The 25116-nt window shown below is 70.9% G+C and carries 22 protein-coding genes; 9 read left to right on the top strand and 13 right to left on the bottom strand.

The genetic code is table 11. From position 1 onward, the window contains the following. Window positions 1-116: 116 nt before the first annotated feature. A complete protein-coding gene (locus ABD987_RS29295; protein ID WP_345400955.1) occupies window positions 117-659 on the top strand; it encodes a hypothetical protein in 543 nt (180 codons plus the stop codon). A gap of 105 nt (window positions 660-764) precedes the next feature. Here ABD987_RS29295 and ABD987_RS29290 read toward each other — a convergent pair whose 3' ends face one another. Then, window positions 765-1961, bottom strand: a complete 1197-nt coding sequence (locus ABD987_RS29290) for a TetR/AcrR family transcriptional regulator (protein WP_345400952.1) — start codon at window positions 1959-1961, stop codon at window positions 765-767. A 158-nt stretch (window positions 1962-2119) separates the two neighbouring features. Between ABD987_RS29290 and ABD987_RS29285 the strand changes: the two genes are divergently transcribed. The 3 genes from ABD987_RS29285 (at window position 2120) to ABD987_RS29275 (ending at window position 8546) form a co-directional block, all read left to right on the top strand. Then, the gene (locus ABD987_RS29285; protein WP_345400949.1) at window positions 2120-3331 is read left to right on the top strand and encodes an acetyl-CoA C-acetyltransferase; all 1212 of its coding nucleotides are present in this window, start codon (window positions 2120-2122) and stop codon (window positions 3329-3331) included. 12 nt (window positions 3332-3343) lie between these two features. Next, window positions 3344-5515, top strand: a complete 2172-nt coding sequence (locus ABD987_RS29280; protein ID WP_345400947.1) for a 3-hydroxyacyl-CoA dehydrogenase NAD-binding domain-containing protein — start codon at window positions 3344-3346, stop codon at window positions 5513-5515. Window positions 5516-5726: 211 nt separating this feature from the next. After that, on the top strand, window positions 5727-8546 hold the full coding sequence (locus ABD987_RS29275) for a type 1 periplasmic-binding domain-containing protein (RefSeq protein WP_345400944.1): 2820 nt from the start codon (window positions 5727-5729) through the stop codon (window positions 8544-8546). 142 nt (window positions 8547-8688) lie between these two features. Here the strand turns inward: ABD987_RS29275 and ABD987_RS29270 are convergent, their stop codons facing one another. After that, window positions 8689-9291 carry a TetR/AcrR family transcriptional regulator gene (locus tag ABD987_RS29270; protein WP_345400942.1) on the bottom strand — a complete coding sequence of 201 codons (603 nt, stop codon included), beginning with the start codon at window positions 9289-9291 and terminating at the stop codon, window positions 8689-8691. A 6-nt stretch (window positions 9292-9297) separates the two neighbouring features. Continuing rightward, entirely contained in the window at window positions 9298-10161 is an 864-nt protein-coding gene (locus ABD987_RS29265) for an alpha/beta fold hydrolase (RefSeq protein WP_345400939.1), read from the bottom strand. A 179-nt stretch (window positions 10162-10340) separates the two neighbouring features. On the opposite strand from ABD987_RS29265, the gene ABD987_RS29260 reads away from it, so the two are divergent. Then, window positions 10341-11024 carry a hypothetical protein gene (locus ABD987_RS29260; RefSeq protein WP_345400936.1) on the top strand — a complete coding sequence of 228 codons (684 nt, stop codon included), beginning with the start codon at window positions 10341-10343 and terminating at the stop codon, window positions 11022-11024. Window positions 11025-11048: 24 nt separating this feature from the next. On the opposite strand, the gene ABD987_RS29255 is transcribed toward ABD987_RS29260, so the two are convergent. Both ABD987_RS29255 and ABD987_RS29250 read right to left on the bottom strand, forming a co-directional pair. After that, the gene (locus ABD987_RS29255; RefSeq protein WP_345400933.1) at window positions 11049-11702 is read right to left on the bottom strand and encodes a GNAT family N-acetyltransferase; all 654 of its coding nucleotides are present in this window, start codon (window positions 11700-11702) and stop codon (window positions 11049-11051) included. Window positions 11703-11763: 61 nt separating this feature from the next. After that, complete coding sequence (locus ABD987_RS29250; RefSeq protein ID WP_345400930.1) at window positions 11764-12168, bottom strand: VOC family protein; 405 nt, start codon at window positions 12166-12168, stop codon at window positions 11764-11766. Window positions 12169-12270: 102 nt separating this feature from the next. Between ABD987_RS29250 and ABD987_RS29245 the strand changes: the two genes are divergently transcribed. Together ABD987_RS29245 and ABD987_RS29240 are read left to right on the top strand one after the other, a co-directional pair. After that, entirely contained in the window at window positions 12271-13254 is a 984-nt protein-coding gene (locus tag ABD987_RS29245; RefSeq protein WP_345400927.1) for a helix-turn-helix transcriptional regulator, read from the top strand. Between the two features lie 55 nt (window positions 13255-13309). Further along, window positions 13310-14293, top strand: a complete 984-nt coding sequence (locus ABD987_RS29240; protein WP_345400925.1) for a DUF2332 domain-containing protein — start codon at window positions 13310-13312, stop codon at window positions 14291-14293. Between the two features lie 8 nt (window positions 14294-14301). On the opposite strand, the gene ABD987_RS29235 is transcribed toward ABD987_RS29240, so the two are convergent. Together ABD987_RS29235 and ABD987_RS29230 are read right to left on the bottom strand one after the other, a co-directional pair. After that, complete coding sequence (locus tag ABD987_RS29235; protein WP_345400922.1) at window positions 14302-15381, bottom strand: hypothetical protein; 1080 nt, start codon at window positions 15379-15381, stop codon at window positions 14302-14304. An 83-nt stretch (window positions 15382-15464) separates the two neighbouring features. Further along, window positions 15465-15968, bottom strand: a complete 504-nt coding sequence (locus ABD987_RS29230; protein ID WP_345400919.1) for a winged helix-turn-helix transcriptional regulator — start codon at window positions 15966-15968, stop codon at window positions 15465-15467. Between the two features lie 79 nt (window positions 15969-16047). Between ABD987_RS29230 and ABD987_RS29225 the strand changes: the two genes are divergently transcribed. Further along, window positions 16048-16470: a nuclear transport factor 2 family protein gene (locus tag ABD987_RS29225; protein ID WP_345400917.1), complete on the top strand. Its 423-nt coding sequence runs from the start codon at window positions 16048-16050 to the stop codon at window positions 16468-16470. A gap of 13 nt (window positions 16471-16483) precedes the next feature. Here ABD987_RS29225 and ABD987_RS29220 read toward each other — a convergent pair whose 3' ends face one another. Further along, window positions 16484-17593, bottom strand: a complete 1110-nt coding sequence (locus tag ABD987_RS29220; RefSeq protein ID WP_345400914.1) for an NADH:flavin oxidoreductase — start codon at window positions 17591-17593, stop codon at window positions 16484-16486. Between the two features lie 97 nt (window positions 17594-17690). On the opposite strand from ABD987_RS29220, the gene ABD987_RS29215 reads away from it, so the two are divergent. After that, window positions 17691-18065, top strand: coding sequence for a MerR family transcriptional regulator (locus tag ABD987_RS29215; RefSeq protein WP_345400911.1), 375 nt, complete (start codon window positions 17691-17693; stop codon window positions 18063-18065). Window positions 18066-18103: 38 nt separating this feature from the next. Here ABD987_RS29215 and ABD987_RS29210 read toward each other — a convergent pair whose 3' ends face one another. The 5 genes from ABD987_RS29210 to ABD987_RS29190 all read right to left on the bottom strand — a co-directional run bounded on the left by ABD987_RS29210 (window position 18104) and on the right by ABD987_RS29190 (window position 25098). Further along, window positions 18104-19234, bottom strand: a complete 1131-nt coding sequence (locus tag ABD987_RS29210) for a methyltransferase domain-containing protein (RefSeq protein ID WP_345400908.1) — start codon at window positions 19232-19234, stop codon at window positions 18104-18106. Further along, window positions 19231-19356, bottom strand: a complete 126-nt coding sequence (locus ABD987_RS29205) for a hypothetical protein (protein WP_345400905.1) — start codon at window positions 19354-19356, stop codon at window positions 19231-19233. Before ABD987_RS29205 ends, ABD987_RS29210 begins: the two co-directional genes overlap by 4 nt. A gap of 69 nt (window positions 19357-19425) precedes the next feature. Beyond that, complete coding sequence (locus ABD987_RS29200) at window positions 19426-20439, bottom strand: MerR family transcriptional regulator (protein ID WP_345400902.1); 1014 nt, start codon at window positions 20437-20439, stop codon at window positions 19426-19428. Continuing rightward, complete coding sequence (locus ABD987_RS29195; RefSeq protein WP_345400899.1) at window positions 20433-21095, bottom strand: HEAT repeat domain-containing protein; 663 nt, start codon at window positions 21093-21095, stop codon at window positions 20433-20435. The genes ABD987_RS29200 and ABD987_RS29195 overlap by 7 nt, the downstream gene beginning before the upstream one ends. Before the next feature lie 181 nt (window positions 21096-21276). Further along, entirely contained in the window at window positions 21277-25098 is a 3822-nt protein-coding gene (locus ABD987_RS29190) for an nSTAND1 domain-containing NTPase (RefSeq protein ID WP_345400896.1), read from the bottom strand. Between the last annotated feature and the right edge of the window lie 18 nt (window positions 25099-25116).

Below are 25116 nucleotides of genomic sequence, written 5' to 3'. Positions count from 1 at the left end.
CATGGCCGGTTCGTGCCAGCGGCGGGCCGAGATTCGGTGGCCGGACTCACCCGGCCGCCCGTGAGCCGGGCGAAAACCGGGTGCGGGTGCGAGACGGCTGAGTCACGCTTTCCGGCATGGACATCGACGGCAAGCTGCGCAAGGCGTGTGCGAAGCGCACCCTGGTCCACCTGCACCGGGACATCGACGGCGCGGACCGGATCGCCGGGTTCGTGCTGGCCGTCGGCGTCGAATGGATCTTGCTGGCGCGCCTCGATCCGGGGATCTTCCTGGACGGCTACACGTTCGTCCGCCGCGAGGACCTGCGGCGGGTGGAGAAGCCAGCGTCGCGGCACTTCGTCCGCAGGGCGCTGGAACTGCACGGCGAATGGCCGCCGGTGGCGCCGGAGCACCGGCTCGACGGGATCGTGCCGGTGCTGGAGTCGGCCGCCGCGGCCTTCCCGCTGCTCACCGTGCACGTCGAGCGTGCCGATCCCGAGGTCTGCTACATCGGCACTCCGGTAAAGATCGGCCGTCGCGCGCTGCGGCTCGCCGAGGTGACGCCGAGTGCGGAATGGACGGACGAGCCGTCGAAGTGGCGGTTCGCGGACATCACGCGCGTCGAATGCGGTGGCCGGTACGAGCGGACACTGTCCGAAGTGGCCGGTCTGCTCGGGTAGCCCGGTTCGCGCGGCTGAGTGCTGAAGGACGCCTTCGGTGCGTTGGGCGCAGTGAAGGACGCTTTCAGTGCGCTGGATGCACTGATGGCGTCCTTCAGCACCCGCTTACCCGGGCAGGCCGAGCGCGGCGTGCAGGAGTGCGCTCAGCTCGGCTTCGAGGTTCGGGCGGTGCGCGACGCGGCGGGTCCTGGTCAGGTCGTTCGCGATGGTCAGCGCGGCGTGCACGGTGATCTTCACCTCCCGCGCGGGCAGCTCCGGGCGCACCGCCGAGAGCAGGGAGATCCAGCGCGCGACGTAGTCCCGCTGCACGCGCAGCAGTCCGGCCTTGTCGCGGTCGGGAATGCTCGCCCGGTCGGCGGAGAAGGCGACGTGCAGTTCGGGGGTGTGCAGCAGGGTGTGCACGTAGGACGCGGCGAGCCTGCGCAGCGCGTCCCGTTCGTCGGCCGCGCGCAACGCCTCTTCGGCGGCGACGGCGAGCCGGTCGCCCGCGCGGTGCCCGATCGCCACCACCAGCGCGCCCTTGCTCGGGAAGTGCCGGTACACGCTGGGCCCGGTGATCCCGGCGGCTGAGCCGATGTCCTCCATGCTCACCGCGCGGAACCCGCGGTCGGCGAACAGCCGGGTCGCCTCCGACAGCAACTGCTCACGCCGCGAAGGCGTGCCGAGCACGGCCAGCGGCGGCGGTTCCGGGGCCGCGCCCGTCGCGGGCAGTGTGGTTTCGAGCACAGTGAGGGCCCGTTCGACGAGCAACTGGCCGAAGCGTTTCTTCGCGACCGTCGTGTGGTGCACGGACACGCTGCCGAACACCGAAAGCGTCGCCCAGCACAGCAGCTCGGCGTCCGCCGCGGCCAGGTCCGGACGGACCCGCAGCAGCGTCTTGCTCCACGCCGCGAGCAGCGCGCCGGACCGCCTGCCGATCTCCCGCTGGTCCTCCCGCGGGAGGTGCCTGCCCTCCCAGCGCCACAGCGCGGCGACCTCGCGGCGCTCCACGGCCTGGGCCGCCAGCACGGCGAGCAGGGATTCGAGCTGGTCGCCGGGTGTCTTGGTGTCGGCGAGCGCTTCGGCGGTCGCGGTCTCCATGTCGTCGATCCCGGAGAGCACGACGTAGGCGAGGATCGCCTGCTTGTCCGCGAAGTGCCGGTACAGCGCCGGCCCGGTGACGCCGCCCGCGGCGGCGATGTCGTTGATCCCGACGCCGTGGAAGCCCCGCTCGCGGAACAGCTCCGCGGCGACCGCGGCGAGCTGCGCCTTGCGGTCGCGCGGCCGCCTGGCGCGGGCCTGCCGGGGTGAAGGTGACGTCATGGTGAACCGACGATAGCGCGTGCATGGTAGGAAACAACCCATTGACACCATGGGGTTACTCGGGCATATGTTAATCGGCATTAGCGCGTACTCGGCAGTATGATCGCGGTAGGCGATACAACGCGGTACCAACCACGCCCTGCGCGGAGGAGTGTTCAGTGAGTAGCGAGGCCTACATCTACGAGGCGATTCGCACGCCTCGCGGCAAGAACAAGGGTGGTGCCCTGCACGGCACCAAGCCGGTCGACCTGGTGGTCGGCCTGATCAACGAGCTGAAGGTCCGCCACCCGAACCTCGACCCGGCGGCGATCGACGACATCGTGCTCGGCGTCGTCTCCCCGGTGGGCGAGCAGGGCGCGGTCATCGCACGGACCGCCGCGCTGAACGCGGGCCTGCCCGACACCGTCGCGGGCGTGCAGCTCAACCGGTTCTGCGCCTCCGGCCTGGAGGCCACCAACACCGCCGCGCAGAAGGTCGCCTCCGGCTGGGACCAGCTGATCATCGCCGGTGGTGTCGAGTCGATGTCGCGGGTGCCGATGGGCTCCGACGGCGGCGCGCTGTTCATGGACCCGGCCACCGCCTACGACAACTACATCGTCCCGCAGGGCACCGGCGCGGACCTGATCGCGACCATCGAGGGCTTCTCCCGCGAGGACGTCGACGCCTGGGCCGTGCGCTCGCAGGACAAGGCCGAGGCGGCCTGGTCCGGCGGCTACTTCTCGAAGTCCGTCGTACCGGTGAAGGACCTCAACGGCGTCACGATCCTCGACCACGACGAGCACCGCCGCCCCGGCTCCACGCTGGAGGGTCTCGGCAAGCTCAAGCCTGCCTTCGCCGGTATCGGCGAGCTGGGCGGCTTCGACGCCGTCGCGCTGCAGAAGTACCACCAGGTCGAGAAGATCAACCACGTCCACACCGGCGGGAACTCCTCGGGCATCGTGGACGGCGCCGCGCTCGTGCTGGTCGGCAACGAGCAGGTCGGCAAGACCTTCGGCCTGACCCCGCGCGCCCGCATCGTGGCCACCGCGTCGATCGGTTCCGAGCCGACGATCATGCTCACCGGCCCGACGCCCGCCACCCAGAAGGTGCTCGACAAGGCCGGGCTGACCCCGGACGACATCGACCTGTGGGAGCTCAACGAGGCGTTCGCCTCCGTCGTGCTCAAGTGGATCAAGGACCTGAACCTGCCGGAGGAGAAGGTCAACGTCAACGGCGGCGCGATCGCGATGGGCCACCCGCTGGGCGCCACCGGCGCGATGCTGGTCGGCACCGTGGTCGACGAGCTGGAACGCCGCCAGGCGCGCCGCGCGCTGGTGACCCTCTGCATCGGCGGCGGCATGGGCGTCGCGACCATCATCGAGCGGGTCTGAGGGACAGGGACAATGACTGAAGCGAAGACCATCCGCTGGGAGCAGGACGCCGACGGCATCGTCGTGCTGACCCTCGACGACCCCAAGCAGTCCGCGAACACGATGAACAGCGACTTCCGCGAGTCGCTCGGCGTCGTCGTCGACCGGCTGGAGTCCGAAAAGGACTCCATCACCGGCGTCGTGCTCACCTCGGCGAAGAAGACCTTCTTCGCCGGTGGCGACCTCAAGGACCTGATCCAGGCGCAGCCGGAGCACGCGGCCGAGATCACCGAGAGCAGCCTCCTGATGAAGGGGCAGCTGCGCCGGCTGGAGCAGCTCGGCAAGCCGGTCGTCTCCGCGATCAACGGCGCCGCGCTCGGCGGCGGCCTCGAAATCGCGCTGGCGACGCACCACCGCATCGCGGCCGACGTCAAGGGCAGCCAGATCGGCCTGCCCGAGGTCACCCTCGGCCTGCTGCCCGGCGGGGGCGGCGTGGTGCGCACCGTGCGCCTGCTGGGCATCCAGAGCGCGCTGCTGAACGTCCTGCTGCAGGGGCAGCGGCACCGCCCGGCCAAGGCACTCGAACTCGGCCTGGTGCACGAACTCGTCGGCACCGTCGAGGAACTGCTGCCCGCGGCGAAGGCGTGGATCAAGGCCAACCCCGAGGCGAACACGCAGCCGTGGGACGTCAAGGGCTACAAGATCCCCGGCGGCAGCCCGACGAACCCGAGCTTCGCGGCGAACCTGCCCGCGTTCCCGGCGAACCTGCGCAAGCAGATCAAGGGCGCGAACATGCCGGCGCCGCGCGCGATCCTCTCCGCGGCCATCGAAGGCGCGCTCGTCGACGTCGACACCGCGCTCCAGGTCGAGACGCGGTACTTCGTCAGCCTCGCCACCGGCCAGGTCTCGAAGAACATGACGAAGGCGTTCTTCTTCGACCTCCAGACCATCAACTCGGGCGGCTCCCGCCCGGACGGGGTGGAGAAGTACACCGCCAAGAAGGTCGGTGTCATCGGCGCCGGGATGATGGGCGCGGCGATCGCGTACGTCTCGGCGAAGGCCGGGATCGACGTCGTGCTCAAGGACGTCACGCTCGAAGGCGCCGAGAAGGGCAAGGGCTACGCGGTCAAGCTGGAGGAGAAGGCCCTCTCCCGCGGCAAGACCACCAAGGAGAAGTCCGAGGCGCTGCTGGCGAAGATCAAGCCGACCGACAAGGCGGAGGACTTCGCCGGGGTCGACTTCGTGATCGAGGCCGTGTTCGAGAGCGTCGAGCTCAAGCACAAGGTGTTCCAGGAGATCGAGAACATCGTCAACCCGGACGCGGTGCTCGGCTCGAACACCTCGACGCTGCCGATCACCTCGCTCGCCGAGGGCGTGCAGCGTACCGGGGACTTCATCGGCATCCACTTCTTCTCGCCGGTCGACAAGATGCCGCTGGTCGAGATCATCTGTGGGGAGAAGACCTCGCCCGAGGTGCTGGCGAAGGTGTTCGACTACACCCTGCAGATCAAGAAGACGCCGATCGTCGTCAACGACAGCCGCGGGTTCTTCACCTCGCGGGTGATCGGCACGTTCATCAACGAGGCCGTCGCCGCGCTGGGCGAGGGCGTCGAGCCCTCGTCGATCGAGCAGGCGGGTTCGCAGGCCGGGTACCCGGCGCCGCCGTTGCAGCTGATGGACGAGCTGACCCTGACGCTGCCGCGCAAGATCCGCAAGGAGACCCGCGAAGCGATCGAGGCGGCCGGTGGCACCTGGACGCCGCACGCGTCCGAGGCCGTCATCGACAAGATGCTCGACGAGTACGACCGCAAGGGCCGCTCCACCGGTGCCGGGTTCTACGACTACGACGAGGCGGGCAAGCGGACCGGGCTGTGGCCGGGGCTGCGCGACGCCTTCAAGTCCGGGAGCGCCGACGTGCCGTTCGAGGACCTCAAGGAGCGGATGCTCTTCGCCGAGGCGCTCGAAACGGTGAAGTGCTTCGACGAGGGCGTGCTGACCTCGGTCGCGGACGCGAACATCGGGTCGATCTTCGGCATCGGCTTCCCGGCCTGGACCGGCGGTGTCATCCAGTACATCAACCAGTACTCCGGTGGCCTGCAGGGCTTCGTCGACCGCGCGCGTCAGCTGGCCGAGCGCTACGGCGACCACTTCACCCCGCCACAGTCCCTTGTGGACAAAGCGGCCAAGGGTGAGATTTACGAATAACCCAGTAAGTACGTTAATCCGGTAGCGCGATAAACCCAGGGCCCGTCTCGCACATCGTGCGAGACGGGCCCTGGGTTTTCCTGGTGTGTTAGTCCTTGTGGCGTAACGGTTTTCGGCGTCCGAGTGAGCCCGTTCCGGCCGATAACGGAACGACCCTCTGTTGTCACAAATGACGAACCGCTCACCCAGAGCGCATGAAAGACTTCGGGCCATGGCCTTGACACCGACGGTGCGTGAGCGGGATCCGCTGGTTTTCGGGGGCGCCGATCGGCTGGTGAAACTGATCGGCGCGCTGTACCAGCGCCCGCGCGCCGGTGACCGGCCGAGGGAACTCGACGAGGTCGCCGTGCGCTGGAAGCCCGGCTACCACGACGAACGCTCCGGGCGGCGCGGGCTGCCGATGGTCTGCCTGGTGCGCCCCGACTCCGCCGCCGACGTGCTGCCCGAGCTGAGCCGCTGGCTGGCGGAGGCGAAACCGGAACCGGTCCGGCACGCCTACCTCGGCCTGGCCGGGCGCGAGGGGGCCGACGCCGACGGCCCGGCGACCCAGCGCAGCGTCAAGGCCGTGCGCGAGCTGTTGTGGGAGGCCCGCAACGCGCTGATCCGCGACCCGAGGGCGCGGGGCAGCAGGCTGCGGTTCGGGCTGTTCACCCTCGTCGTGTGGCTGATGAGCCAGAAGATCGCCGAGCACGACCCGAATCCCGACCGGACCCTGCTGCGGCGCGTGCAGCGGCTGGGCATCGTCGAACGGTTCCGCACGACTATCCAGCACGTCGACGACAAACTGCCCGGCGACAAGTTCTGGTGGCGCGTGCCGCTGGCCGTGCTGCGCGGGCTGACCGCGCTGAGTTTCCGGGCCGCGGCGACCGGCCGGGTACCGCTGCTTTCCGGCCCGTACCGGTGGTTTCTCCGCCAGCCACACCTCGCGCCGGAGATGTCCGGCAGTTTCGTGCGGTTCGCGCGGCGGCTGACCGACGGCGAATGGCAGCGCGAGGCCCCGGAATACGTGTCCCGGCTGCTGGTCAACGCGTTCCTCGAGGATCTGCGCCGCGCCTACCGCATCCGCCCGTGGCAGCCGTGGCGGCGGCGCCGGATGACCTACCCGGTGCTCATGCTCGACGCGATCAGCCCGGCCAACGGTGGATACCGGCTGCTGCGGCTGATCAACGGGGTACGCAACCAGGTCGGTCTCTTCGATCCGCTGCTGGTGGTCAGCGCCAGCGACGACGTCCCGCCGGACGCGGGCCGGGGTGACCCGGAGCGTCCGCGCTTCGACGCCACCACCGCGGCCGAGGGCTACCGGGCCTGGCAGAACGCGCTGCGCGACGACCGCCGCGCCCGCCGCGACACCGCCTGGTACCTGCCGATCCGGATCCGGGAGGGCGAGCCGAAGGAGGCGCTCGACGACGCGCGGCGCCGGCTGGCCTCGTTCGACGGGTACCACCTGGAGCGCAGGCTCGCGCGGCCGCCGTGGTGGGCGAGCCGCTGGACCCGGATCGGCGTGCCGGTGCTCGTGGTGGTGCTCGCGGCGGCCGGGCTGATCGTGCAGCGTCAGACCACTTTGGACAGTCACTGCGGGACGGACAGCCCGTCGCTGGTGTGGACCGGCACCGAGTGCGTCGGGATGTCGGACGGGGCGTTCGACCTGTTCCAGCCGTCCGACGACACCACCGCGCAGGTCAGCCGGATCATCCACGAGCAGAACCTCCGGGCCGAACAGCTGCACCGCGCGCATCCGGAACGGCCCTACATCACGATCGTCGACCTCGAAGCGGTGACCTCCTCGACCGGGACCGTCGAGGGGGTCACGGCCGAACGCGAGTCGCTGGAAGGGTTCGCGGTCGCGCAGCTGCGGCAGCTGTCCGCGCCCGCCGCCTCGGATCCGATCGTCCGGATCCTGCACGCCAACGCCGGGCGCGGGATGCGCGAGGGTGTCCGGGTCGCCGGGATGCTGCGCGAGCTGGCCGAACAGGACCGCAGCATCGTCGCGGTGGCGGGGCTGGACCTGAGCAGCGATCCCACCCAGCGGGCGATCACCGCGCTGTCGAACGCCGGGATCCCGATGGTCGCCTCCACGCTGTCGGCCGACGGCCTCGCCGACAACAACCCGATGTACTTCCAGGTGACCCCGCAGAACCGGCGCGAGGCCGAGGTCGCGGCCGCGTTCGCGCAGCGGCTGCCGGAGGCCGCGCCCCGGCAGGCCCGCGTCTACTACTCGGACGACGACGCCGACATCTACAGCACGAATCTCCGTGACGACCTCATGAAGTCTTTCGCCGCAAGGGGTTTCGCCGTCGAGGCGCGGGCGCTGACGCCGAACGGCGGCATCGGCGGGCAGCCGGCGCACGAGCGGTACGGCGAGCGGCTCGTCGGGAACCCGGCCGCCGCCGGGCGGGACACGTGCTCGTTCCCGGGTGTCGTGTTCTTCGCCGCGCGCGGGGTCCCGGACTTCGGTGAGTTCGCCGGTGGCGCCGGGCAGTGCGGCACCAAGGCGGCGGTCATCGGCGACGACGACGTGACCCGGTACGTCGCCGACAAGGTGTCGCGGCAGCTGAACCGGGCGTTGTCCTTCTACACTATGTCGTTCGCGACCGAACCGATCACCGCGCCGCAGGGCCTCGCCCGCGACTTCTACGGCACGCTGAACCAGCTGTTCCCGTTCGAGCAGACCGAGCGGGGACGCTCGCTCGACGGGCACGCGGCGATGGCGTTCGACGCGGCGCAGGTGCTGATCACCGCGACCGCGTACCTGCGGGAAACCGCCGCGAGCATCCCGGTGACGCCGGGCGCGGTGTGGCGCGAGATCACCGCCGTGCACACCTCCCGGCCGGACGCGCGGCAGACCAACAAGTACATCGAGGGTGTCACCGGCACGATCGACTACGGCGGCGACATCAGCCGCAACGTCCCGGAGAACAAGCCGGTCGCGGTGCTGCGCGTCGAAGGCGGCGAGGTCAGCCGGACGATCCAGGCCTTCTGTGGCAACGCGGCGGGCCGGACCGCCGACCCGTGGTGCCCGGTCGAGAAGTGACGCGGTGTCCCGAACGGCGCGCTCGGGACATGCTCGGGCGGGCGGGGCGGCCTGCCGAGGGACGCCCTTGGTGCGTTGGATGCGACGAGGGCGTCCCTCGGTGCGCTGGACGCACCGAAGGCGTCCCTCGGTGCGGCTGTCCTCACGCTTCCGGGGGCGGGGCGAGGATGCCCGCGAACCACAGGCCGAGCGCGTGTTCGGCCTCGGCCCTGGTGCTGGCGGGATCCTCGGCGGAGGCGATGACGAGCGCGGCCTCGATCAGCGCGCTGAGCACGAGCCGGGCGAGCACGTCGACCGGCTGTGGCGCGATGAGTCCCTCGTCGACGGCACGGGTGAGCATGTCGACCAGGGTGCCGAGGCCGTGTTCGGCTTCGATGGCACGCCATTCGTTCCAGCCGAGCACGGCGGGCGCGTCGGTCAGCACTACCTGGCGGATTTCCGGGCGCGCGCAGATGTCCAGGAACGCCCCTAACGCGCCGACCATGCCGGTCGCGAGGTCGGGCGCGTCGCCGAGTACGGCGTCGATCTCGGCGGTGAACTCGGTTTCGATCTCCACCACCACGTCCCGGAACAACGCCTGCTTGTCGGCGTAGTGGTGGTAGAGCGCGCCGCGGGTGACCCCGGCGGCACGCACGATCTCGTCGGCGGGCACCGCGTGGTAGCCGCGCGCGGCGAAGAGTGCGCGGGCGGCGGTGGTCAGTGCGGACCGGGTGCTGCTGGAGCGATCGTGCTGACTGCGGCGCATGACCCATCAGTCTGCCAAGGCGTACACCCGCTCTCGCGCGAACCCGACGATCAGCTCGCTCAGCGTGTCCGGCCGGTCCTCCGGGACGAACGTGTAGCTGTCGTCGATCTTGGTCAGCCGGGCGTCGCCGAACACCGCCAGCAGGCGTTCGGCCAGCGAAACCGGGAACAGCCGGTCTTCGGTGGCCCACGCCAGGAGCACCGGGCGGTCGAACCCGCGCAGCCTTTCCGCCGCTTCGAGGGTGTACCGCTTGTGCACCCCGCGCAGGAACTTCCGCAGATCGCGCCGGACACCCGCCGAGCGCCACGCGGGATCGATGTAGGAGTGGACCGCGTCCAGCGGGACCGGCCGCTTCGCCACCGAGCCGAACACGATCGGGAGGGCACGGACGGCCTTGCTGCGCAGCCCGGCCGCCAGCACCGCCGTCGAGCCGGGGATCCGGGCGAGCAGGGGGAGCGGGGCGAACATCGGCGGGAAGAAGTACTCGAACGAGTCCGACGGCGTCAGCACCACCCCGGCGATCCGCTCGGGGTGGTTCGCCAGCAGGAGCTGGGTGAGCGCGCCGCCGGTGTCGTTGGCGACCACCAGCACGTCGCGCAGGTCGAGTTCGGCGAGGAAGCCGGCGATCAGCCTCGCCAGGCCGGGCGGGCTGAGGTCGGCGTCCGGGGCCATCGGCCGCCGGTGCGATCCGAGCGGCAGATCCGGTGCGAGACAACGGAATCCGGCCCCGGCGACGGCGGGCACCACCTTCCGCCAGAGGTCCGCGTTCACCAGTACCCCGTGCACGAACACCATCGGACGGCCGGCGCCGGTGTCCACGTAGTCGAGCGTGCCTTGGGGAAGCCGTAGCTGACCGGTGCGTTCGAGCATGATGCCCTCCTCGGTTCGGTACGGCCACGATACATACATGATGTATGTATGTAAATGTCGAGAGACGCTGTCCGACGGCTTGTGCACTCTTTCGGCGGTTGCCCCTCCGGCCCTGACTGAACGCAGGAACGGGCAAACGCGCGGCGGGCGAGGTCGTGGCCTGTGAAAGTGGTGCTCCGGTGGTGAATACCTGTTTCGAGGGGCTGAGCATGGGCAGCAACGCCAAGACGATCCGGCGGGGCGCGACGGCGATCGCGGCGGTGGCGGCGATCGGCGCGCTGGGGGCGTGCTCGAACGCCGGGCAGCAGCCCGCGGCGGGCGGTGCGGCGGCGGCGCCGGTCACGCAGGCGCTGACCACCGTGCCCGCCCCGAAGATCTCGGACACGCGGAGCACGCCGCCCGTGGCAGGGACGGGCTCGGCGACGGCGCCACGACCGGCCGCCACGGACGCGAGCCTGCTGGGACCGGGCGGGTACGGCGCGCTGAAGCTGGGGATGAGCCGCTCGGCGGCACTGGCCACCGGCCTGTTGTCGCCCGCGAAGCCGGGCGCCGCTTCCGGCTGCACCGGGCACGACGTCGTCGGGCACGCCACCGGCGCCGATTCGGTCGGCGTCTACGTGTCACCGACCCGCGGGGTCGCGCACATCTCGGCGGTCCCCGGCTGGCACACGCCCGAGCACATCGGCCTCGGCGCCACCAAGGCACAGGTCACGGCCGCCTACCCGAAGCTGGAGGTCGGGATCAACGGTGCGCACACCCTGGTGCCCGGCAACGTCCAGGCGGTGTACCGCTTCGAACTGGACCAGGCCGGAAAGGTGACCTCGCTGGCACTGGAGCTGGCGGAGCAGGACTGCGCCAACTGACCCGGGCAGCGCCGCCGACCGGCGTCAGCCGAGGTCCGCGGCGCGCCGGTGCCGTCCCCGGCGGCGGCGCCAGTGCCTGCCCCGCGTGGAGAGCGAGAGCGGGCCGTCGCCGACGAAGTCCGGATGGCGCGCGGCGAACTCCCGCGCGGTGATCCCCATCGTCACCGGGTACTTGACCTGTCCGCGCAGCAGTTCGGGATCGGGCCGCCTGCCTTCCTCGCGGAAGCCGAGGCTGCCGTGCAGCGCCAGCGAAGCGAGGTTGCCGCCGTAGACGCTGACCTCGCACTTGCGGAAGCCGCGTTCGCCGAACATGGCCGCGAGCACGACCGCGATGGCGTCGGCGGCGTAACCACAGCGCCGGTGCCGCGGCGCGATCCCGACGCCGTAGCCGAACCGGCCGGAGAGCGGGTCCGTCTCGGCGATCCACACCGAGCCGACCAGCATCCGGCCGCGCAGCGTCTCGATCGCGAGCTGGAAATCGTCACCGGTGCTCGCCCGGTGTGCCGCCCAGTGCCGGTATCCGCCGATCTGCGGGGCGCGGCCGCTCGCCGAGTCCCGGTCGAACCCGGCGAGCGTGCGCTGGTCCGCGGCGGTGATCGCGCGCAGCCGGACCTTGCGGCCGATCCAGCCCGGTGACCCGGCCGGCGCCGATGCGGAGCGGAGCGACTGCGTGATCATCGCGGCGATGATATCGGGCCGGAGGGTCCCGGGTCTTCGGGTTTCCGGCGGTTCACCGGTGTCAGTGAGCGAGCCTCGCGCGGGCCTGTTCGGTGACCGGCGTGAAGAAGTTGATCAGGTTGCCGTCGGGGTCGCGGAACAGCAGCGATCGGTTCCCCCACGGCATTGTCGTCGGCTCCTGCACGATTTCGGGGGCGTCGTCGAGGTTTCGCAGCCGCTCGTGTTCGCGGTCGACGTCCTCGACGCGGAACTCGAGGATCGCGGTCCGGTTCGACTCGGGCACGGCGGCCCCGGCGCTGAACAGCGCCATCGTTTCGGCGCTGCCGATCGCCAGTGTGCACGACGGGCCCACGAGTTCGGCGAACTGCTCGGCGGGCCGGCGGGCGGCGAGCCCGGTCGCCTGCTCGTAGAACCGGGCGAGGCGGGCGACGTCGTCGCTGATGACACGGACGGAAACGAACTGCACGGCGGATCCTTTCGGTGGTGGAGGTTGTCCTCCGGGGGACACACCGGGCACGTTAGGGGCAATAGTGGACAGGATCCGCCCGGTATTGCGAGGATCTTTTCCGTGACCCGGCCGATCGCCCGCGTACTGACCCTGTTGGAGATCCTCCAGGGCGGCGGCACGCGGACCGTCGCCGAACTCGCCGAGCGGCTCGGCGTCGACGAGCGCACCGTCCGCCGATACGTCGAGCACCTCCTCGACCTGGACATCCCGGTCCGCTCGGTGCGGGGCCGCTACGGCGGGTACCGGCTGGCGCCCGGCTACCGGATGCCCCCGCTGATGCTCACCGGTGAAGAGGCGCTCGCCGTCCTGCTCGGCCTGGTCGCGGGCAGACGTGCCGGGATGGTCACCACCTCGGCCGTGGCTGCCGAGAGCGCGTCCGCGAAGATCCGGCGGGTGCTGCCCGAAACCCTCGGTCGCAGGCTCGACGCGCTGCTGGCGGTGGCCGACTTCACCGCGCCCGCGCGCCCGGCGCACTTCTCGGAGGCCGAAACGCTTCTCGCCGTCGCGGAGGCGGCGCGGGATCGCCGTCCGGTCGCGCTGTCCTACGTCGCGGGCCACGGCCGCGCCAGCGAACGCGTCGTACATCCCTACGGGATCGTGGCGCATTCCGGGCGGTGGTACCTGACCGGTTTCGACTCCGCCGGCGGCGAGGTCCGGACCTTCCGCGTCGACCGGATCACCGCCGTCGAGCCGCACAGCGGGACGTTCGAGGTCCCGGACGGTTTCGACCCCGCCGAGCGGGTGCTGACCGCGATGGCCGAGGCGCCCTACGAGCACGAGGTGTCCGTGCGGATCAGGGCGACCCCCGAAGAGGTCCGCGCCGTCTTCCCGCCTTCGGTGGCCACGTCGACGGAGATCTCCGTCGAGTCCGGGTTTTCCTGGCTGCGGGCCGGAATCCGGGCACGGCGCCTGGACTGGATCCCGCCCCGGCTCGCCCTGCTCGACCGTCCGTTCGTCATCGAACGACCCGAGGCGCTGCGGGAGCTGGTGCGGTCCTTCGCCGGAAGGCTGGCGGACCATGCGGGAAACCAGCCGGAAAGCTGACCCTTCTGCTCGGGGAACCGTTGCGGGACAACGAATCCAGGGGCATGGTGGTGAGGTGACGACGGCTGGGCGGTATCGGGCATTCGGGACGCGTCAGGCACGGGGGAGTTCTCCGGCGTACGAACGTCTCGCGTTCGCCGTCGCCGAGGATGCCCGGCTGCTCGCCCTGCTCGGCGAACTGCCCGAATCCCGGCGGCAGCCCAACCTGCTGTTCGCCGCGACGCGGTACCTGGGCGGTCCGGTCGAGGATCCCGCCGCCTTCCGGGACTGGGTGATCCGGCACTGGGGCGAGCTGGCGGCGGTGCTGCGGGTCCGGCGCACCCAGACCAACGAGGTGGCCCGGTGCGGTGTCCTGCTGCCGGTACTGGCACGGCTGCCGCAACCGTTGGCGTTACTGGAAGTCGGGGCGTCGGCGGGGCTGTTCCTGTATCCCGACGCCTACCGGTACCGCTACGGCGAGGACGCGCGGACCGTCGGCCCCGCGGACAGTCCCGTCCTGCTGCGGTACGCGGTACGGGGACCGGTGCCGCTGCCCGGACGCGTGCCCGAGGTGGTGTGGCGGGCGGGCATCGACCTCGACCCGCTCGACGTCACCGTGGACGAGGACCTGCGCTGGCTGGAGGCACTGGTCTGGCCGGAACACCACGAGCGTCGTGCGTGGTTGCGTGCCGCGGCGGAGATCGCCCGCGCCGATCCGCCGCGGCTCGTCCGCGGCGATCTGCGCACCGCGCTGCCCGCGCTGGCCGCGCGGGCGCCACGTGACGCGACACTGGTGGTGTTCCACAGTTCCGTGCTGTACCAGGTGCCGGAACCGGATCGAGCCGCGTTCGCCGACCTCGTCCGCGATCTGCCGGGGCACTGGGTGTCCAATGAGGACACCGAGGTTTTCCCCGCGATGACGGCCGCGGTTCCCGTGCCCGGCCACGGGCCCGCGGTTTCCGTTCTGTCGTTGGACGGGCGGCCGCTCGCGCTTTCCCTCTCGCACGGTCAGACGCTCGAATGGTTGCCCGCGGCAGCCGATGTTTTCCCTGCGGGGTAAGGGATTTATCAGCTGGTCAGGCGGGCGGCGTTGGCCGCCATCGACGCGTAGAACTGGGAGTTCTGCACGCCGTAGGTCTGCAACCGCACCTGCAGTGCGGTGTCGTAGCGGCCGAGCTTGACGAAACCGTCCGCGATCCAGCCGTTGCTGGTGCCGGATCCGTCGACGTATTCCGGGTAGGGCGGGCCGCCGAGCAGGCCGGTCAAGGTACGGGCGAAACGGGCCAGTTCCCCGGCCGACCAGCCCGCGTCCATGTCGCGCGCTTCGACGACGTAGGCGATCACCCCGTTGCCGTGCCCGATGTCCTGGCCGGGACCGGTGGTTTCGCCCCACACGTCGCTCCACCAGTACGCGTCCGGGTCGGGGTGGCCGGGACCGAGCTGGGCGCGCAGGGAAGAGGGGTAGTTCGGCAGATGGTCGTCGATGTTGCGGGTGATCTCGGCGCAGGCGGCGGCGCGGTCCTGATCGGCGGTGAGCACCGAGACGTCCAGCGCGATCATCGCCCAGTGCGCGGCCATGTGCGTGCGTTCGCGGTAGACGTAGCTGTCGGCGCCACGGTTACGCCACTTGTCGACGATGTGGTTTTCGGTGAACTCCAACGTCCTGGCATAGGCGTCGCGCAGTTCGGCGGGCGCGGAGTCGAGGACGGGCCGCACCAGCCGCAGCACGCGCGTGACGTACCGCCAGGCATAGCTTTCGTAGAGCGGAGTCTCGTCACCGTCGTTGCCCGGCGACACCCAGCCGAGGTAGTCGTCGTGGAAAGTGCTGGTCCCCAACGAAGACGACGGCCGCGCCGAGGCGATCATGTTCTCCGTGAAGTGCAAAGCCTTGGCGGCGTAGGCCAGTTCGCCCGTCGCCTCGTACATGCTGCCCAGCTCGTCGATCGAGTACGCCAGCGGATAGAAGTCGGCGCTGTCCTCCGAACGGCTCAGCCGCTCGGACTCGATGTCGTTGTGGTCGGAATCGGCGTCGAACAGCTCGCGCCAGTGCGCCACCGGCCACACCGGGGGATCGGCAGCACCCCGCGCGACGCCGGGCGTCACGCACATCAGCACGAGGATCGCGGCCGTCAGTGCTCTCCATGCCACGGCGCCACGGTAGCGGCCCGGCCGAGATCATCGGGCTGGTAAAGGGAAATCCACTCGAACAGCCCTGCTCGGCCGGGTCCGGTTCAGCCCGCTTCGGTCGCGCGCAACGGCCGGGAGGCGACGACCGCGGTGCCGCGGACCGCGCGGGCGCCGGGGCCCGGCACGGGGGCGAGCGTTTCGGCGGTGACCGGTCGCGCACAGGTGGAGCACGCGACAGTGGGAACGCACTCGTGCCCGTCGTGCCGGAACAGCAGCGGTGGCCCGCCTTCCGGCGTGCGCCACCGATCGCCCCAGGCGGCCAGCGCGGCGAGCACCGGGATCAGGTCGTGGCCCGCGGGTTCCAGCCGGTAGCGGAAGCGATCGCCGCGGTCGCTGTAGGTCTCGCGGCGGATCAGGCCGTCCTCGACCAGCCCGGTCAGCCGCCGGGTGAGCAGGCTGCGGGAGATGCCGAGGTCGGCGACGAGCTCGTCGAAGGTGTCCACGCCCAGGTAGAGGTCACGCAGGATCAGCGGCGTCCACCACTGGCCCATGGCCTCCAGGCTGCGCGCGACCGAACAGGCGAAATTGGAGTAGTCGGTCCTGGGCACGGCTTCAGCGTACCAGGTGGGTTCTGTACGTGAACTCAGCTAGCATCTGAGTTCACGTACAGAACCCAAGGAGGCCGTGATGCCCTATCACTACGTCGTGACCCGGATCGTCCGCCGGACCTGGGACAGGGTGAACGCGGGCGACGTGGACGCGCCCGCGCGCCTGGCCGCCCCGGACGTGCGGTTCGCCGTCGCGGGCGACACCGTGCTGGGCGGGAGTTGGCGGGGACGCGACGCCCTGCGGGACTGGCTGCGGGCCTTCGCCGGGCGGTTCACGCGGTTGCACACCCGCGTCGAGGACGTCGCGGTCAGCGGCTGGCCGTGGCGCACCCGGGTCGCCGTCCGGCTGACGGTCGAGGGAACGCTGACCACCGGCGCCGGCTACCGCAACGACGCCACCCAGTGGCTGACCCTGCGCTGGGGCCGCCTGACCGACGACTGGGTCCTGGAGGACACCAAGGTCGTCGACGCGGGGCTGGGCGCCGGGCAACCGGCGTCGTGACCGGGCCCGGATCTCAGTGCAGGACGCCCAGTGCCGCCGGGGTGAAGGCCGTGATCTCCTCCTCGCGGCCGGAGAGGATCTTGGCGGCCCACGCGGGATCGGCGAGCAGGGAGCGGCCGACGGCGACCATGTCGAACTCGTCGGCCTCCATCCGGTCCAGGAGCGCGTCGATGCCGGTGCGGGCGGCGCCCGCGCCCGCCATGCTGGCGGTGAACTCGGTGTCGAGGCCGACCGATCCGACGGTGATGGCGGGTTTGCCGGACAGTTTCCGTGCCCAGCCCGCCAGGTTCAGCTCGGCGCCGTCGAAGGCGGGCTGCCAGTAGCGGCGGGTGGAGGCGTGGAACGCGTCCGCGCCCGCGTCGACGAGTTCGCCCAGCAGGACACCGAATTCCTCGGGGCTCTCGGCGATCCGGGCGGAGTAGTCGTTCATCTTCCACTGGGACAACCGCACGATGATCGGGAATCCGGGGGAGACCGCTTCGCGGACCGCGGCGACGACCTCGGCGGCGAACCGCGCGCGGGAGCGGAGGTCGCCGCCGTAGGCATCGGTCCGGCGGTTGGTGACCGGCCAGAGGAACTGGTCGATGAGGTAACCGTGGGCGCCGTGCAGTTCGACGCCGTCGAAGCCGAGACGTTCGGCGGTGGCGGCGGCCCCGGCGAACGCGCGGACGACGTCGTCGATGTCCTGGAGTGTCATCGGGTGTCCCGCCTTCGCGTCCTCGGCCAGCGGTATCCCGGACGGGCCGATGGCGGGCGCGTCGGGGTGGGGCGGATCCCCCGGCAGGCGGGCCATGCCCACGTGCTGGAGCTGCGGGACGATCAGGCCACCGGCCGCGTGGACGGCGGACACGACCCGGGCCCACGCCGCCGTCGCGGTCTCGCCGTACAGGTGGGAGACCAGCTCGTGCTGGCCCGCCGAGGGATGGCCGACGTAGGTGCCTTCGGTGGTGATCAGCCCGACACCGCCCGCCGCGCGCCGGGCGTAGTACGCGGCGACGTCCTCGCCGGGCACGCCGCCGGGCGAGTGGCCACGGGTCATCGGTGCCATCGCGATGCGGTTCGGGACGGTGAGCCCGCCGATCGTGAGCGGGCGGGACAGGATCTGGGCGGCGCGGGTGGTCATGGAATCGCTCTCCTTCGCAGGTTCTCCCGCCACGCTAGAATCTCACGTGAACGTCAGATTCAACGAAGTGTGGGCCGGGTCACCCTCGGGAGGTGCGATGCGGATCGGGGAACTCGCCGCGGCGGCGGGCGTGAGCGTGCGGGCGCTGCGGTACTACGAGGAGCAGGGGCTGCTGGCTTCGCGGCGCAGCGCGGGCGGGCACCGGCACTACCCGGAAAGCGCGGCGGACCAGGTCTGGCTGATCCAGCAGTTCTACGCCGCGGGCCTGTCCAGCAAGGCCATTCTCGCCATCATGCCGTGCATCGAGACGGGGGAGGTGACCCCGGAGGCGCTCGCGTTGCTCGTGGCCGAGCGCGATCGCATCGACCGGCAGGTCGAGGGCCTGGCGAGCGCCCGCGACCGGCTCGACACGATCATCACCACCGCCGGGACGCCCTCGTGCACCGGTCACCCCTACCGCCCGGCCGGATAAACCGTCGCGGCGCTCCGGGTGAGGTGCGGACAGTCCCGCTACTCCGTGGCCAGCTGAATCGACTGCCTTTCTGCTGAAACAGTCCATTCCCACGACTCGATGGCGGGCTTTCCTTTTCGTACCCACCATCGATATGCTGACTCTGTCTCATTCCATAACCGCCGAGGCCCGAACTGGCGGACAGTATGGGAATCCTCGTCCTCGGGTGCGACCGTGGCCCAGGAGCCGGATATCGGGTCGACCAGCCAGGCCACCCCGTGATCCCGTTCCTCGGTGGGCTTTTCCAGGTCGTAGCGGCACATGGGTACGGCGACACTGGCCGCCCATCGGGATGATTCATTCAGTAGCACAACAAACGGGTTTACGTCCGTTGTGGAACGATCTGCTTGCTCGTCGTCCCAGCGAAGTTTTCGATGGGACATCGATCGCACTCGTTGCGATCGCATTTCCATGAAGCCGACGCGCATTCCGACGGCTCGACCGCGCGCGACTCCGTCGTCGATCTCGAATTTCACCAGCGGGCCGGAGGAGAGGTCGGCCCGCATCGGCGCGAGGATGACGTTCGCGGATTTGACCCACCAAAACGGTAGTTGTCCGAGGTGGACACCGGCGGTCGCTATTATGCGGTCGAATCTCCGGCCGATCGGAAAGGTCGCGTCCTGAATTTCAACATCGACCCGAGAGTATCCGGCAGTTTCCAGGTTTCGTTTTGCTTCCTTGCCGATGTTTTCATCGATTTCGATACTGGTGACGTTGCCTTCCGGGCCGACCAGTTCTGAGATGAGCGCGGCATTGAAGCCGGTGCCGGTACCGATCTCCAGGACGGATTCCCCCGGTTGCGCGTCGAGTGCTCCGAGCATTCCGGCTACGGCGGACGGCATCGAGGCGGAGGAAGTGGGCCGGAAACCCACGTCGGGCCACGTGGGATCGCCGTCGTCGAACTGGGTCACGATCACTCGGTCGGAATAGACGAGCGATGACCATCTCTCGGGTTCCGTGGCCCGGTCCACCGGCTCGTAGCGACTGTCGTCGGTCTCTTGTGTCCAGACTCGATTCGGGACGAAGTACTCTCGTTTCACCGTCTCGAAGGCAGAGTAGCACTCGGCTGGGAGGTTTCCGGCCGAGCGCAACTCCGCGACCAGGTCACCAGGCCCGCTGGTGGAGTTCATTTGCGCTTACCGTACTCCGAAGGATCAATATCGTCGCTGCTCTTTCCCGGGTTCTTGTCGTCCTCTACGGAATGTTTGTTCGGCTTGTCCTCGGACTCGCTTTCGTCCCTGTCCTTGTCCATTTGCGCTCCTCCCGAGCCGGTCCATCTTACCGTGCATCGATGGTCGAAAACCCCACTGTGGCTGGGAATTCAGCCGGACGAGCGCTCGTCGAGCATTGCCGCGAGAGCCGAGGCGACGAGGGCGACGGCGTGGTCGTCGTCGCGGGCCAGCCGCCGCAGGGCGTCCCGCGCGAGCGTCCCCGGCAGCTCGGCGAGTGCCTGTGCCAGCCGGATCCGTACCGCGGCGTCGGCGGTGGGCGCGGTGAGTTCGCCGGTCAGCGCGCGCAGGATCCGATCCGCGTTTTCGGTGCGCTGTGCCAGCGTTCCCAGGGTTTCGGCCGCCTCGACGTCGCTCGTGCCCTCGACCACCATGCGCACGAGCGTGGGCACGGCCGCGGTCACGCCCCGCGCGCCCAGCGCCAGCGCGGCGTGCCGCCGCACCGTGGCGTCCGCGTCCCCGAGCGCGTCCGCGAGCAGCGCGGTCGCCTCCTCGCCGGGCATCCCGGCGAGCGCGAGCACCGCGCGCCGCCGGATTTCGGTGTCCGCCGAATCCAGACCGGACGCCACGCTCGCCACCCCTTCACCGCCCGCCCGCGCGAGGGCCCACCGCAGGGCACCGGCGACGTTCGGGTCGGCTTCGGCGAGGATCGCCCCGGCCAGCAGTTCGGCGGGCACCGGCACGTCCTCGGCCGGGGCCAGGACGGCCTGCTGACGCCGCGCGGCGTCGGGTGAGCCGAGCCCGTGCAGGAGCTCCACGATGCGCAGGACGTCCTCCCACGCCGAGGGCTCCGAGGCGTCGACGGTGCGGAGCCGGGCGAGGAGTTCCTGTTCCCGCTTCACCCGTTCCTCGGTCCGCCGGATGAGGTCAGTGACCAAAGTGGATGGTGCGAAGGCGGGATCCGCCAGCGCGCGCCCGATCTCGCGCAGCGACAGTCCCAGCGACCGCAGGCTTTCCACGTGGAAGATCCGGCGAATGTCCTCAGTGGAGTATTCGCGGTAGCCGCCGACCGTGCGGCCGGTGGGGCGCACCAGCCCGAGGGAGTCGTAGTGCCGGAGCATCCGGGTACTCACCCCCGAGCGGCGCGCCACCTCACCGATCAGCACGCGGTTTCCTCGGCCTGGTGCGAATCGAGCGCGGCGATCCGGTTCACCTCGTCGACCGCCGCGTCGAACCCGGACTCCGGGTCGCGGAGGAGCCGCAGCGTGGCGTGGGCGTGCGTACGCACCGCCGGGTCGGTGCTCGCCAGCCCGTGCCGCAGGGCGGCCTCGGTCACCTCGCCGAGCGCGACGAGTGCCCGGCTCAGGCTCCGCCGCACGGTCCGGTCGCCGCGCCCGAGCTGCCCGGCCAGCTCGGTGGCCAGCGCCGCGCGCTCCCCGGCGGGCACCAGGATCACGGCCGCCCGCCAGGCGCTGCGCGCGACCTCGTCGTCGGCGTCCCGCAGCAACGACCGGGTGATGGCGGGCCAGACGTCCCCGTCCCCGATCTTGGACAGGGTGTGCAGTGCCTGGCTCCTGGCCTGCGCGTGCTCGGACGTCAGCTCCGCGCGGAGCCGGGGCACCGTGACCGCCGCCGGGAGCCGGGTCAGCGCCCAGGTGAGCATGTCGCGCACGAAGAAGTCCGGCTCGATCGCGCACCGTGCCACGAGCTCCTCGGCGAAGCCGGGGTCGGCGCGCGTGCCCGCCGCCAGCGCCGCCTGGAGCCGCGTCGAGGAGTTTCCGCTGCCCAGCGCGTCGAGCAGGCGTGTGTCTGTCGGGTTCATGGTGACCACCTCCTGCGCCAAGGAAAGACCTTGTCACAGTGTCAAGGTCAAGCGCTGTCCGGATCGGTCTCCGCGCGATCACCGGGAGTGAGCTCGCCCCAGTCCAGGCGATCGGCGTCGACAACGCGGCCCGCCGCCGCGCGTCGGCCGGCGCCGCGGGCCGGGTGTCCACAACGGACGGTCAGCCCTCGATGTCCTGGCAGGGCGGCTGGTACGGGAGCTGCGGCAGGTGCTGGGCCCACTGTTGCGGGGTCAGCACGTCGTGTGTCGCGTCGCAGACGCGCCGGATGGCGTGGTCGACGTCGAGGTCGAGCAGGTGGACGAGGCCCTGCCCGTCCGCCGCGGTCAGCCGGCGGCCGTCGGGACTGAACGCGATGCCGTACCCGTTGGCGTCGAGCCCGGCCAGCGGTTGTCCCCGTGGTCCGGGTTTCGCGGGGTCTTCGACGTTCCACAGCCGGATGGTGTGATCCTTGCCCGCCGTGACGAGCGTGTGGCCGTCCGGGCTGAACGTCACCGAGGTGACCGCTTCGGTGTGCCCGGTGAGCGGGGCGCCCAGTACCTTCGGCGCGGCGGGATCGGTGACGTTCCACAGCCGGACGGTCCGGTCGTTGCCCCCGGCCGCGAGGGTGCGCCCGTCCGGGCTGAACGCGACGGCCCCGACCGCGCCGGTCCCGGCGGCCAGCCGGCTCCGCTCCCGAGGCCGGACCGGATCGGTGACGTCCCACAACCGGATGCTCTGATCGTCGGCCGCGGTGGCGAGCGTGCGCCCGTCGGGGCTGAACGTGATCGATTCCAGTCCCTTGCTGTGGCCCGCCACCCGCCCCAGCGCGCGTGGCCTGCCGGGATCGGTGACGTCCCACAGGCGGACGCTGGTGTCGTCGTCCCCGGTGGCCAGGAGGTGCCCGTCCGGGCTGAACGCCAGCACCGACTGGTACTTCGTGTCCAGGCCGAGAACGGGCCCGAGCGGTGCGGGGCGGCGCGGATCGGTGACGTTCCACAGCTGGACGATCTTCGCGTAACTGGAAGCGGCCAGCGTGTTCCCGTCGGGGCCGAACCGCACCGGGTTCGCGCAGTCACTACAGGCCTGGAGGTACCCCGGCGGCCCGGGGACCCGGCTCGACTGCACGGGACGCGCCGGATCGCGGGGATCCCAGAGCCGGATCGTGTCGTCACTGGTTTGCGTGGCGAGTTTGGTCCCGTCGCGGCTGAACGCCGCCGACCGCACGTCACTGGGATGGCCGATCAGCACCGAAGAGGGCAGCGACCACAACCGGACGACGCTGTCGTGGCTTCCGGTGGCGAGCGTGTTGCCGTCCGGGCTGAAACCGACGGCGAACAGCCCGCCGCCGCTGCCGGCGAGGACGCGGCTGGGCTGGGTCGCTTCGGCCGGGTCGGTGACGTTCCACAGCCGTGCCGTGCCGTCCGCGCTGCCGGTGGCCAGTAGCTGACCACCGGGCCGGAACGCCACCGACAGGATGGCCCCGCTGTGCCCGGTCAGGGGCGCGCTGAGCAGGGTGGGCGCGCCGGGGTCCGAGACGTTCCACAACCGCGCGGTCTTGTCCGAACTCCCGGAGGCGAGCGTGCGCCCGTCCGGGCTGAACGCCACCGAGTTCACCGAGCCCGTGTGGCCGGTGAGTGGCTGCCCGGTCCGGACCGGGGCGGCCGCGTCGCTGACGTTCCACAGCAGGATCGTGGTGTCGTCGCCGCCGGCGGCGAGCAGGTGGCTGTCCGGGCTGAACGCCAGCGAGCGGACCGGGCCGCTGTGCCCGGTGAGGGGAGGGGCGACGGGGGTGGCGTGCGCGGGGTCCGTGACGTTCCACATCCGCACGGTCCGGTCGTCGTTCGCGGTCGCCAGCAGGTTCCCGTCCGGGCTGAACGCCGCCAGGTGGACACTCCCGCCGTGGCTCTCGATCGGGGGACCGAGGAGGGTGGGGTGCCCGGGGTCGGTGACGTTCCACAGGCGGACGGTCCCGTCGTCCCCGGCGGTGGCCAGAGTGCGGCCGCCGGGACCGAACACCGCCGTGCTCACCCCGGCGGTGTGCCCGGTGAGGGGTGGCCCGAGCGGTCGCGGGCGCGCGAGGTCGTGGACGTCCCAGAGCCGGACGGTCCGGTCCTCGCCCGCGGTGGCCAGTGTGCGGCCGTCCGGGCTGAACGAGGTCCGGTACACGTTGCCGGTGTGCCCGGCCAGCGGCGCGGCCAGCGGAGCCTGCCCGATGGTGAGCAGCCGGGTGTAGAGGTCCTGGTCGTCCGGGCGCAGCCGGTGCGCCACCAGCACCAACTGCGCGGACAGCGACGGGTCGCTGTCCTGGAGCCGGTCCGCGACGGCCACCACCTGCCGGAACACCGCGTCGTCCCGTTGCCGGTAGGCCACGATCGCCGCGACCAGCGCGAACACCACGACCCCCGCGATCACGGAACGGCTGAGCCAGCGCCCACGCCGATGGTGCCGGAGGGAGGCGGCGAGGAAGTCACGGGCGAGCAGGGTCGGGGCCACCGGGTCCGGGGGATCGGCCAGCCGGCGCGCCGTTTCCAGCCGTGTTCCCCGGTACAACAGCGAGGAGTCCCGCTTTTCCCGGTGCCAGGCGCGGGCGTCGGATTCCAGTTGCTGACGCGCCAGGTTCGCGGCCCGGTCCTGGGTCAGCCAGTCGTGCAGCCGGGGCCAGCACCGGATGAGTGCCTCGTGCGCGATCTCGACGCTGTCGCCGTCGCGGATGACCAGGCGGGCCCGCACCAGGTGCTCCAGCACTTCGGGCACGTTCGGATCGTCGGTCTCCAGTTCGCCGCGGGCCACCCGGCGTTTGGTGTCTTCGGTGTCCTCGCCGAGCGCCGTCAACCGCAGCAGGAGCGCCTTGGCCACCTGGCGTTGCCGGTAGTCGAAGGCGAGGTAGGTGGATTCGGCGGTCTGCGCGAGCGCGTGCTGTATTCCCCCGGCGGCCTGGTATCCCGCGAGCGTGAGCCGGTTGCCGCGCCGCCGTCGCCAGGTTTCGACCATGGCGTGCGACACCAGCGGCAGCGCGCCGGTCTGGCCGGTGGCGTCGGCCATGACCGCGGCGACCAACGCTCCTTCGACCTGACAGGACGCGTTGGCCGCGGGCTGGACGATCGCCCGCCGAAGCTCGTCGGTCTTCATCGGGCCCACCAGGAACTGCGCGTCGGCCAGCGCGGCCGCCAGGTCCGGATGCCGGGCGCAGTGGGTGTAGAAGTCGGTCCGCACGCCGAGTACCACGCGCGTCCGGCTGGCCTTGGCCTTCGCGGCGTACAGCAGCATGGCGATGAACCGGTCTCGCTCCTCGCCGCCGCGGCACAGGGTGAAGACCTCCTCGAACTGGTCGACCACCAGCAGCAGGTCGACCTGGTCGTCGGCGTCGGCGAGATGCTGCCGCACCCGCAGGTGCAGACCCGCCGGATCGTTCTCCAGTTCGGAGTGCAGCGTGGCGACGGGTTCCCCGGTCAGCGCCGCGAGCTGAACGGCACATTCCTCGACCGGATGATCGCCGGGAGCCATCAGCACCGTCGGCGATCCGGGCGCCCGTCCGGCGGCCCGGTCACGGAACTCCGGTATCAACCCCGCTCGCAGCAGCGAGGACTTTCCGACACCGGACGCGCCGAACACCGCGAGGAAGCGGTGCCCGCGCACGCTCCTGGCCAGGTCGTCACCGAGCGATTCCCGGCCGAAGAACCGGTCGGCATCCCCGGGCTGGAACGCGGCGAGCCCCACATACGGTGACTCCTCGTGGTCGTCGTCCGCGTCCCCGGAGCGCTGGCCGGGTTCCGCGGCGAGGGCCGCCGCGATGTGGTGCCAGCGTCGCTCCCACACCGCGTCGTCGCCACCGCACGCGCGGACATATCCCAGGGTGACCGAAAGGGAGGGAAGCTTTTTTCCGCCGGCGGCGTCGGACAACGTACTGGCCGAATAGTGCGCCCGCTGCCCCAGTTCGCGATAGGTCGGGCTGCCCGCTTCCTTGCGCAGCAACCGCAAATCGGCCGCGAACTGCGACAACACCCCGCCATCGTGATCAAG

It is taken from the genome of Amycolatopsis samaneae (assembly GCF_039541975.1).
GTDB classification, from domain to species: Bacteria; Actinomycetota; Actinomycetes; order Mycobacteriales; family Pseudonocardiaceae; genus Amycolatopsis; species Amycolatopsis samaneae.
This window is presented reverse-complemented; position numbering and strand designations above follow the sequence as displayed.